9 protein-coding genes are annotated in these 11,336 nt (G+C 60.5%); all 9 read right to left on the bottom strand.

From position 1 onward, the window contains the following. Positions 1 to 149: 149 nt before the first annotated feature. Entirely contained in the window at positions 150 to 1,586 is a 1,437-nt protein-coding gene (locus AYJ54_RS09800; RefSeq protein ID WP_063696054.1) for an IS1182 family transposase, read from the bottom strand. A 567-nt stretch (positions 1,587 to 2,153) separates the two neighbouring features. Continuing rightward, positions 2,154 to 3,230: a 3,4-dihydroxy-2-butanone-4-phosphate synthase gene (ribB, locus tag AYJ54_RS09795; RefSeq protein WP_063698702.1), complete on the bottom strand. Its 1,077-nt coding sequence runs from the start codon at positions 3,228 to 3,230 to the stop codon at positions 2,154 to 2,156. 110 nt (positions 3,231 to 3,340) lie between these two features. Continuing rightward, positions 3,341 to 4,861, bottom strand: a complete 1,521-nt coding sequence (locus tag AYJ54_RS09790; protein ID WP_063698700.1) for a DUF5060 domain-containing protein — start codon at positions 4,859 to 4,861, stop codon at positions 3,341 to 3,343. A gap of 3 nt (positions 4,862 to 4,864) precedes the next feature. Next, positions 4,865 to 5,731: a carbohydrate ABC transporter permease gene (locus AYJ54_RS09785; RefSeq protein WP_063698698.1), complete on the bottom strand. Its 867-nt coding sequence runs from the start codon at positions 5,729 to 5,731 to the stop codon at positions 4,865 to 4,867. Beyond that, complete coding sequence (locus AYJ54_RS09780; RefSeq protein WP_082905573.1) at positions 5,728 to 6,675, bottom strand: carbohydrate ABC transporter permease; 948 nt, start codon at positions 6,673 to 6,675, stop codon at positions 5,728 to 5,730. Before AYJ54_RS09780 ends, AYJ54_RS09785 begins: the two co-directional genes overlap by 4 nt. A 2-nt stretch (positions 6,676 to 6,677) precedes the next feature. Then, positions 6,678 to 7,913 (bottom strand): ABC transporter substrate-binding protein, encoded by a 1,236-nt coding sequence (locus tag AYJ54_RS09775; RefSeq protein WP_063698696.1) that lies wholly within the window; start codon positions 7,911 to 7,913, stop codon positions 6,678 to 6,680. Positions 7,914 to 7,986: 73 nt separating this feature from the next. Next, entirely contained in the window at positions 7,987 to 9,054 is a 1,068-nt protein-coding gene (locus AYJ54_RS09770; RefSeq protein WP_082905572.1) for an ABC transporter permease, read from the bottom strand. After that, on the bottom strand, positions 9,051 to 10,598 hold the full coding sequence (locus AYJ54_RS09765; protein WP_063698694.1) for a sugar ABC transporter ATP-binding protein: 1,548 nt from the start codon (positions 10,596 to 10,598) through the stop codon (positions 9,051 to 9,053). The genes AYJ54_RS09770 and AYJ54_RS09765 overlap by 4 nt, the downstream gene beginning before the upstream one ends. Beyond that, on the bottom strand, positions 10,595 to 11,242 hold the full coding sequence (locus tag AYJ54_RS09760; protein WP_082905571.1) for a DUF2291 family protein: 648 nt from the start codon (positions 11,240 to 11,242) through the stop codon (positions 10,595 to 10,597). Before AYJ54_RS09760 ends, AYJ54_RS09765 begins: the two co-directional genes overlap by 4 nt. Positions 11,243 to 11,336: the final 94 nt, after the last annotated feature.

The raw sequence follows: 11,336 nt of genomic DNA, 5'->3' as shown, positions 1-11,336 counted from the left end.
GGCCCAGGCCGTGTGAAAATCACGCAACTTGGGGCGCGCCGGCGCATTCGCGGCCGCCGAGCTTCCAATTCGGTGGGATCGCCCCCGGTCATCTCAGTGGCAGCCAGGAGCTTCATGTAGGCGCCGATTTGGTCGCGCAGGGGCCAGCCTCACGCCCGCATCGCCTCCAGCAATCCGGCTACGCCCACGATCATCATCACGCGCTTCATGTTGTAGGCGAGCACGTTGAGCGCCATCTCGGTGGCCACCTTTGGCAGCTTTTTCGTGAGAAAGTGCGTAGCTCCCATCCAACACTTCAACGTGCCGAACGGGTGCTCCGCTGTCTGACGGCGGACACCCATTGCATTGGGGTTGTGGTCGAGCCGATCCTGAACTTTCTCCAGAACGGCCTCGTGCTCCCAGCGTGAGATGCGGCGCTCAGTGCCTGTCGTGCACTGAGCTTTTAGCGCGCAGGTTTTGCAGGTGCCTGTCCAATAGCGGCGCAGTATCTTTCCATCCTCTACGTTCGTATAGTGATCAGTTAGCCGCTCGCCGGCGGGACAGCGATAAACATCGTCGGCGGCGACATAGACGAAGTCCTGTTTGCCGAACCGGCCAGCAGCTTTGGCGCCCGAAGTCATCGGCTTCGGCAACGTCACTGTGATGTCGGCTTCCTCGCAGGCCCGGATCTCCTCTCCATCGTAATAGCCGCGGTCTGCCACGGCTTCGAGCGTCTCGACAGCCATCTCGTCGCGCGCCTGCCTGGCCATGTTGGCGAGTTGGTGGCGATCGGTACCCACGTTCGTCACCTCGTGAGCCACGATGAGATGATGCTGGGTATCAACTGCAATCTGCACGTTATAGCCAACGATCCCGGTGTCCTTGCCACTTGTCGCCATCGACCGCGCGTCAGGATCAGTCAGCGAGATCTGCTTGTCCTCGCTCTTCATCATCTCCGTATTGATCGCGGTGAGCCGGACGATCTCCTCCTTGAGCTTCTCGATCTTGCCCTTCAACCGCTCAACCTTCGCCGCAGGCACCGCATCGCCGTGCCGATCGGCGGTCTCGAGCTGCGACAGATACCGGGCGATGCTCTCGTCGATCCGCTCCAGGCGCCGCTTCATCTTCGCCTCGGTGAAGTTCTTGTCCCGCGCATTGACGGCCTTGAACTTCGATCCATCGATGGCGACGCTCGCTGCAGCAAGCAGATCAAGCTTGCGGCACAGTGCGACGAACTCGCGGCAGACCTCACGAATGGCCTTGCCATTGTCCTTGCGGAAATCCGCGATGGTCTTGAAGTCCGGCGCCAACTGCCCGGTCAGCCAGATCATCTCGATATTGCGTTGGCATTCCCGTTCCAGGCGTCGGCTCGACGGCACGCGATTGAGGTAGCCGTAGATATAGAGCTTGAGCATCATGCCGGGATGGTAGCCGGGTCGCCCCGTCTCGAATGGCTGGACGCCAACGAAGCCGAGCTTATCCAGATCGAGCCCGTCGACGAACACATCGACCGCACGCACCGGATTGTCCTCGGTCACGTAGTCGTCGAGCAGCGCGGGGAACAACGTGCTCTGACCGCGATCAACCCCTTCCACGAATCCCGCCATCGCTCGTCCCACCGATTCATTGGAGAACAATAGCAGAGGCGGAGTTTTCACACGACCTGGGCCACAACCCGACATGCGCTCGATTCAAGTCGCGATATGCTTCCAGCCGCAGCAGCCTCGATTCACTGGTGGAATTTATAGACGTCGCTTGTCCTGGTCAGAGTACGCAGATCATTTTCCGGCTTTCCTTACTCGTTCAGTGAGTAAGACGCGATCCGTTGGGTAGGAAGCGCCGAGATTGGCCCCGCAGCTTGCGATGGTCGCGATCCCGGGAGGGATTGATCTGATCATATGGAGGACCGTACGCGCAGCCGGTGTCTGGCTAGGTCAAGCCATCATAGAGACCCGAGTGGACGCGCTCCTCGGAACAGCCAGTACGCAAGAGGAGTAAGCGAACATCGCCGCAAGACCACGCGAACGGAGTGGTGACATCTTCCTTCAGTTATGGGACGACATTCCGGTCCGTAGGTAGGCGCCGCGACGCACAACCCACGACTTGCGGTCGCACTCGTCTCAGCTGACCGCCGGGCAGCCAGATCTATCGGGGCGCCTTTGACTGCTCCACCTTCAGCCTTCGAAAGGCTCGCTTCCCGCGATCTCGATCCCGAATCCCGAGAGGCCCTTATACTCGTGGACGGATGAGGAAAGGTTGCAGATCGAAGAGACACCGAGATCACGCAGAATTTGCGCGCCGACGCCGACCTCTCGCCATTGCCTGTTCCGGTCGGCGTCCACCGAACTCTGGTCTGCCAAGGGCTCAACCGGCACACCGGCAGCACCGTCTCGAAGATAAACCAGCACACCGGACTTACGCTTCTTGAAATGATCCAGAGCTTTCACGACCTTCAGCGGACCACCGAACAAATCCTTGACGATGTTGGGCTTGTGAAACCGGGTCAGCACGTTCTTGCCGTCGCCTATGTTCCCGTACACCAGGGCAAGATGATAGATGGAATCGAACGGCGAACGATAGGCATGGCCCTCGAGCGGGCCGATGGGGCTGTCCACCACAAAGGACGACACCCTCTCGATGAGCTTTTCTCGGGCCTGGCGATAGGCAATCAGCTCTGCAATGGTTAGCTGTTTGAGATTGTGCTTCTGCGCAAAGGCGGCGACCTGCGCGCCCTTCATCACGGTGCCGTCGTCATTCATCAGCTCGCTGAGAACGCCTACGAGCGGCAGGCCCGACAACCTGCAAAGATCGATCGCCGCCTCAGTATGACCAGAACGCAGGAGGACGCCACCATCGCGGGCAATGAGCGGGAAGATATGGCCCGGACGGGCGAGATCATTGGGTCCCACATTCGAATTGACCAGCGCGCGACATGTGGCGGTACGCTCCTCCGCCGAGATGCCCGTGGTCATGCCCGGCTTGTAGTCGATCGAGACCGTGAACGCCGTCGAGTAGTTCGAGTCGTTGTGCGCGACCATTGGATCGAGACGGAGCCGACGCGCATCCTCGCTTGTGACGGGCGCGCATACGATCCCCGAGGTGTGCCGGACGATGAAGGCCATCTTTTCGGGGGTACAAAGGGAAGCAGCGACGATCAAATCGCCTTCGCCCTCGCGATCGTCGTCATCGGTCACGACCACGATTTCGCCGGCGGCAAAGGCTTTCAACACGTCGGGAATAGAATGCGCCATCGTCCGTACTGCCATAAGAGTTCCATGTAAATAGCGGTATGAACCAGAACGCTGGAGGGCGCAATGCTGCCGTGATAGCGCTCAAATCGGCCTAATTTCTCGGTTTACCGTTACGATTTGCGCGTTCGAACCCGAACCGCCTGCCAGGGCTTGCCATGCAAGCGAACACCGAATGCCGCCTCGGGTCCGGCATTGTGCACGACACCGAGATGACCACGCAGCGGCGGCGAGACCGGAAGCGGTGCCTTCTCGAGAGGCGTGATCGTCATCTCCCAGGTGTCGATCAGGTCGATGTCGTAATCTCCATCTTCCATCGGCAGCCCGACCGCCCACTCACGCGGCTGATGCTCGCCGAAATAGAGATACCGCACGTCACCGTCGTGAGCGCCGGAGATGCGATTGAACTCGCCCCGAGAATTGGCCGGCGTATAAGGCGTGAGCCCTCGCTTCACATCCTGCTCGAGAAGGTCCCGCAGGAACGCGATCCGTTTCCAGCTTTCGCCGCGAAGCACGCCTCCCTTTGCCCACCACAGCAGATCCTGTGGATGCATGAACGTCTCGCCGTGACCGGCGTAGCCGCCGCGCATCACCGTGATCCAGAAGCGGTTGACCAGCTCCTGGGCGGAAATGTTTCCCCAAGGGCGCGGAATGTTGCCTTCGTATTCGGGCTCGTCGTTGATGACCGGCTTGCCCCAGGTGTCACGCCAGGTCGCGGTGCGCTTCACGTCCCAATTCTGGATGCAAACGTGATCGACCCACGGCTTCCGATGGTCGAAGTTCATATTGGGATTGCCGTTGTGGATCGACTTGATGTGCCGGTTGGGATCGCACTCCTCCACGACATGGAAAAGACGGTCCCAGTACTCGACCGGCTTGACGTCGATGAGGAAGTCGTACTCGTTCGCGAGCGACCACCAGACATTGGAATAGGCGGACAGACGCGCAACGATATAGCGAAGGTAGTGCGTGTCCCGGTCCTCACCCATCAGGCAATAACCCCAGCGATCGTAGGGATGAAACAGGATAATGTCCGCCTCTACGCCCATCTCGCGGAGTTTTGAAACCTGCGCATCGAGGTGACGGAAAGCTGCGGCATTGGGGCGGTCGAAATCCTCCTTGCCGTCGGCCCCGACCTCGAACATCGGCATCAGTGGCTCATTATTGTTGTAGATGTAGTGCTTCGGGAAGACGCACATGCGGATCTTGTTGAACCGCGCGGCGCGAAGGGTCTCGAGGGTTTGCTCCTGCATCGCTAGCGGCTGATGCGTCCAGGCGTAGCAGGTCGTCCCGAACGGGAAATACGGCGTGCCATCGGCATGGGCGAAGTGAAACTGGTTTCTGACGCGCACAGGTCCATGTAAGCCTGGTCGCGCGGGGCTGCAGATGAAGGAGCCTTCGCGACCGTTCAGTTCGGGCCGGTTCGACTCCGTGGTGAAGCGCCATTCGCCTTCGGTGTCGGGCATGAAGCGGATCCGCCACGTGCTGTCACCGTCGTAAAATCCTTTCGCAACCACCTGCCTGTTTCCAAACGAAAATACCGCGCTCAGCGAGGCGTCGGAAAACGGATTGGCGAGGTCCGCCCCCTTCAGCTCAACCTCGAAAACATCCCACAATGCGACTTGCTGCTTCACGGCTCACCCCTTGACTGCGCCTGCGGTCAACCCGCCGACGAAATAACGTTGGAAGATAAGATAAACGACGACGGCCGGAACGACCGTCGTGACGATGGCCGCGTTGAGCGGCCCGTAGTCGCTGCCGAACTCGCCCTGAAATCCCATGAGCGCGAGCGGCAACGTCCAGTTCCTGTTATTGAGCAGGATCACGAGAGCCATCGCAAACTCGTTCCAAGTCGCCACGAAATCCAGGATGAACAAGGCAGCAAGAACCGGCAGCGAAATGGGCAAAAACACCTGTCGAAAGATGGTGAAATGCGAGGCGCCGTCGACGATGGCCGCCTCGCTCAGCTCCTCCGGGACCTCCTTGAAGAAGCCGTGGAGGATGAACACCTGATACGGCACGCCGAAGGCGATATAGGGCAGCCAAAGACCAATGAAGGTGTTAATGGCCCCGATGCCGTTCACGACGGAGAACAGCGGCGCGAGCATGACCTGGAACGGCAGCATGGTGCCGAAAACGAACAGGGCGAGGAAGCCCTTCCCGTAAGGCAACTTGATCCGCGACAGCGCGTAGGCGGCCATCGCCGAGAACGCCAAGCCGATCGGCACCTTCACAAAGGTGACGATGACGCTGTTGAGGAACGTCGTGCTGAACCGGCCTCGCTCCCAGGCCGATGCATAGTTCTGCCAGTAGACCTTCGTGGGCGGGGCGAATGCACCTCCGCCCATCACGTCCTGCGTTGACTTCAGTGAGGTTGACACGATGAACACGGCCGGCGCGATCCAGATCAACGCCAGAACGATCAGCACGATCCATAGAACGACCAGAAGCGGGTCGATACGATCAGATCCCATCTGCCGGAACGGAGCCGTCGCCGCGCTCATGCGCTTCGCCCCTGCGCCTTGTCGTTTCTCGCTCGCCACAGGAGATAGGGAATGATGACAGCGATGGTCATCAGTAGCAGCACGACCGCCACGGCTGCCCCCCTGCCGAAATCATGGATCTGCATCGACTGCGTAAATGCCCATAGCGCCAGCATCTGGGTCGACTGCGCCGGGCCGCCGAGCGTCATGCCGTATACGATGTCGAATGCCCGCAAGGACTGGATCAGCGAGAGGACGACCACCACGGTCGTCGTCGTGCGCAGCGCCGGAAGAATCACATATCTGAGCACCTGGAACCGGCTCGCGCCGTCCATGCGAGCCGCCTCGACCAGGGAATCCGAGACACCCTGAAGGCCTGCCAGGAACAGCACCATCGAAAATCCCGCATGCTGCCAGACGTAGCCGGCGAAGATCGAGTAGAGCGCAATCCTTCTGTTGCCCAGCCAATCCGGGATGAATGACTGAAATCCGATATCGGTCAGCAGGGTACTGAACAATCCGAAGAATGGATCGTACATCCATTTCCACATCGTCGCGACCGCGATCGGCGCGATGACCACGGGCAGATAAAACACTGCGCGCAGGGCATTGCGGCCAGGCAGCGCCTGGTTCAACGCCAGCGCGAGAAGGAAGCCCAGGATCGGCGGGATGACGATGGCGAGTGCTGTCCAGATCACGGTATTGCCGAGCGCCATCCAGAAGACGGGATCGTCCCTGAAGATGAAGATGTAGTTGGCGAAGCCCACGAATTCGCGCGCTGGCGAAAGCCCGTTCCATTTTTGGAAGCTGAGCACGAAGACTTCGATCATCGGATACAGGGCGAACCCGGCATAGATAGCGAGCGCAGGCGCGAGCAGGATCCAACCCTGCGCCTGCGCAGACGTTAGGCCGTCCCGCCAGCTACGTCGGGGAAGAACGATCGTGTCCGACGGGACGACCACCATTGTCACCCTCGCTTGTCGATGAAGGCCTGCAAGGCCGCCGCCGCCTTGCCGGACTCCATCGTGTCCGTCGCAACTGCATTGATGATGCGCCAGTATTCCGTGGTGACATCGAGCGGGAAGCCCTGGTCGCCGTTGACAAAGCTCGCCTTGTATTGGTCGAACAGGCCGAACCACGCCTTGTCGAAGACATCCGGATTCTTCGGAGCGACGTTCTTGTTTACGCCGAGGGGACCGAATGCGCCCAAATTCTCCTGCTGGACCTTGTCGGACACGAAGTAGTCCAGGAACTTGGCGGCCAGATCCTTCTTGCCGTTTGGATTGATGTAGAAGTTCACGCCGAAGCCGTAGAGCCGATCGGTCCCCGTCGGAAACGCGAACACGCCGAACTCCTGAGGCGTCTTGGTCTCCGTACGCAGCTGGTTCGCCATCCAGTCGCCCTCGAGCATCATGGCCGCACGATTGGCTTCGAACAGCTTGCGGGACTGGGTCTGGTCGTAGCTCATGAATGGCTTGAGCGTGTATTCGCTCGTCCACTTGTGGAACTCATTGAACGCATCGGTCGCGCACGTCGTCTCGCTCCACTTGACCGTCATGGCGATCAGCGCATCATGAGCCTTCGCGCCGCACTTCGTCTCCAACAGGACGTCCATCAAGCGCATGACGTGCCAATTCACGCTGCCACCAAACGTGATGGCGGGGATGCCTGCCTGCTTGAGCTTGGCGGCGGCGGCCACCAGTTCGTCATAAGACTGCGGCGGCTGAGCAATGCCGGCCTTCTTGAACAGCTCTTTGTTGTAGTAGATCGCCTCACCGTTTAGCTGATACGGCACGCCATGCCGGTTCGGCGGATAGAGCGTGGTGTAAGCATCCGCCAGTGGACGCAGTCTCTCGTTCCACTTGTATTTCGCATAGTACTCGTCGACCGGCGCACTCATTCCAGCCTTTACGAATTCGCCGCCGAGCCCGAGGCCCGCCCACATGTAGTAGAGGTCCGGGCCGGCCTTCGACGCCGCAGCGATGCGAAGCGCGGACTTGTGTTCGTCGACCGACCGCGTCTCCATCTTGATGGTAACGCCTGGATTGGCGGCCTCGAACTCCGAAAAGATCTGCTTCAGGGCCTTGTCTTCGGCGGGGCCGTTGGTGCGGCTCCAGATGACTAGCTCGTCGGCGCGTACATTCGCAGTCGTCAGGGCCGCAAGCGCACCGGCAATTGCTATCGTGTATCTCAATATTTTCATACTTTCCTCCCGTTGATTCAAATTAACCCGAGGTCGGCAAGTCGACCTTCGATCGCACCTCTTCCAAAGACCGTCATCCCAGTTGCGCCTCGAGGGCGAAGCGCCGATACATCCGGCGCTGCATCTGATCGAGGACAACGGCGGCTATGATGACGATGCCCTTGATGACCATCTGCCAGAACGAGCTGACGCCGAGCATCACGAGACCGTCCGACAACACGCCGATCACAAAGGCGCCGATCAGCGTCCCTGCGATCGTGCCGCGGCCTCCCGAGAGGGATGTTCCCCCAAGGACGGCAGCAGCAATCGCATTGAGCTCGAAGGTCTCGCCCGACGCCGGATGGGCCGCGACCAGTTCGGAGGCGATGACCAGGCCCGCGAACGCTGCGCAAAAGCCTGAGATCATGTAGGCGCACACCTTGATTCGGTTGACGCGCACGCCCGAGAGGGCCGCCGCACGCTCGTTTCCGCCGACTGCATAGACCTGCCGCCCGAACGGCGTCCGCCCCGCGACATAGGCAGCGACCGCGGCGAAGATCACGAGCGCGACGATCGAAACCGGAACGCCCAGCAGTGTGCCGGAGCCCAGGAACGGAAAGCCTGTATTGCCGAGATTGGGATCACCGACCAGATTCGAAAAGGTCGCGCCGTCTGAAATCAGCAACGCCGCGCCGCGGGCGACATACAGTGTTCCGAGGGTCGCGATGAACGGCGCCACGTTGAGCCCGGTGATCAGCAATCCGTTGATCAAGCCGACGCCGGCGCCGACCCCGAGCGAGATCGCAATGGTCTCGATGACGTTCGGAAAGATCGTGACGTCTAACACATCCAGCGGAATTCCGCGCGTCAGGAGCGCCCCGGCGATCATTCCGGAGATACCGACGATGGAGCCCACCGACAGATCGATGCCGGCGGTCAGGATCACGAACGTCATGCCGATGGCGAGGATCGCATTAACGGCCACATGCTTGGCTACGATGATCAGCGTCGGAACGTCGAGGAAGTTCGGGGTCGTAACGCCAAAGAAGACGAATACCACGATCAGCGCGATGAAGGTCCGGAAGCTCATCAGCAGCAGGGCAAGCGGCCGTCTGCGCTTCGATGGATCGGACTTGACCGTCGGGAGCGCTTCGCTGCTCATGACACCAGCCTTTCCTGAGCCGGGAACGCCGCCGTCGAGGCTTCGACCAGGGCCGCTTCGGTCGCTTCGTCACGGGAGTATTCCGCCGCAATCTGGCCGCGGGACATCACGACGATCCGATCGGCATAGCCGAGGGCCTCCTTCAGATCGGAGGTCGAGAAGATGACCGCCAATCCCGCATCGGACAGCTGGCGCATCACCCTGAAGATCTCGGCCTTGGCGCCGACATCGACGCCGCGAGACGGCTCGTCCAGAAGAACGACGGAGGGGCCCGTCATCAGGCCTTTGCCGATGACTACCTTCTGCTGGTTGCCACCGCTCAGGGCCGTGACCTCGACCTCGGGCGATGAGACCTTGATCGTCATGCGCTTGATCATGTCGCGCGCTTCCGATTTCTCGCTCGCTGCATCGAGCGAGAAAAACCGAGTAAAACGGCGCAAACTTGCCAGCGAAAGATTGGCGCGAACCGACAGCGTCTGGACGAGACCGTCGCGCTGCCGATCCTCAGGCACCAAGACCAGACCGCGCTTGATCCGGTCCGAGATGGATAGGCCTGAGAGATCTCTGCCACCAATCTCGATCCGCCCGACGGCTTGCGGCTGCAGACCCATCAGGCATTCGAACAACTCGGACCGTCCAGCGCCGAGCAATCCATAGAAACAAACGATCTCGCCTGCCTGGACGGAAAAGTCGACGTGATCGACGAGGAAGCCACCGGCCGCGCGCGGCAGCGAGAGGCCCTGCACCGTCAGCGCGTTCCCGCCAAGCCGGCTGGCTTTCTCTTGCAGGGCCAATTTGGTCGAACCCACCATCCGCTCGATGATCCAGTCGACCGAGATATCCTCGACCAGCGCGTCCGCCTGACGGCGGCCGTCACGCAGCACGGTGATGTAGTCGCCGATGCGCATGATCTCTTCGAGACGATGCGAGATATAGATAATTGCGACGCCATGCGCCTTGAGGTCGCGAATGACCTTGAAGAGGATATCGACCTCGGCGGCGCTCAGCGCGGAGGTCGGCTCATCCATGATCAGCACGTCGACGTCGGCCGCGAGCGCCTTTGCAATCTCGACAATCTGTTGCTGACCGATTCGCAAGTCGTCGACCAGCCTGCTCGGGTCGATCGGATGCTCCAGTCTGGCGAGCAAGGCCTTCGCCTTTTCCACCTGCCGGGTACGGTCAATATCGAAACCAAAACGCGTCGGCGGATCGATCAGGCCGAGGTTCTCCGCCACGCTCAGATTGGGGCAGAGGTTGAGCTCCTGATAGATGATGCCGATGCCCTGCCGCGCCGCATCGCGCACGGACTGGAAGCTGACCTGTTGCCCACGGAGCAGGAGCCGTCCGGTGGTCGGCTCGGTTGCGCCGGCCAGGATCTTCATCAGGGTGGATTTGCCGGCGCCGTTCTCGCCGACCAGCACGTTGACGGCGCCACGGCGGACTTCGAAGTCCACCTCTTGCAGCGCAATGGTTCCCGGAAAGACCTTTCCGACGCCTTCGGCCTTCAAAATGATGTCGTTGTCAGGGCCGACGGAGGCACTCATGTCTTGCCTCCCTTCGCCGGCTCGACGATGACCGGTGTCGCGGTGATGGTGTCGCTGCCCAGGACCGCCGCCGCGTAGAAGACAACGGACTTGCCCATCGCATCGGCGGGATCGAACGACTCTCGGACGCTCTTGCTGGCCCGATCGTTCAGCGCACGCGAAACCTGCGCGTATTGGATCTGATTAACGAAGTCGCCGAACTTGATGAAAGGCAGTGCGTCGCGCAGCATGGTGCCAAACACGACCGGGCCGATCTGAAGATCGACCTTTCGTGGCCCCGATGCTGTCTGCGATTCGACCGAAACGATGGCGTGACGCGAGGCTGTGTCGACGGCCACCACCTTGCCCTCGCCTTTGACCTCATAAGTCCAGGGATTGCCATCGCCCTCGCGATGGCCATGAACCTGTCCGGCCTTGTCCGGATCCTTCGCCACATCGGTCAGGAGCGTATCGAGCTCCATCGCCCGTCCCTTGAAATCCGGCAGAACCTTCGACGCCCAGATCTTGTCGACATACCCGTTCGCATCGAACTCATCGGCCGACTTCGATTTTGCAGCCTTGAGATCCGCATTGGCCACGACCTTGCAGCCGCCAAGGGCAGCCGCAACCATGAGGACCAGAGTGTTTCGTCGCGTGAAAGCCATCGATCTATTTCGGCGCGAAGGACATCTCAATCAGATCTTCGGCGGCGTCGCGTACGGCGCCGCTGACAATTGCGTGGCAAAGAGCCTTCACCCG

The sequence above is a fragment of the Bradyrhizobium centrolobii genome (assembly GCF_001641635.1).
GTDB classification, from domain to species: Bacteria; Pseudomonadota; Alphaproteobacteria; order Rhizobiales; family Xanthobacteraceae; genus Bradyrhizobium; species Bradyrhizobium centrolobii.
This window is presented reverse-complemented; position numbering and strand designations above follow the sequence as displayed.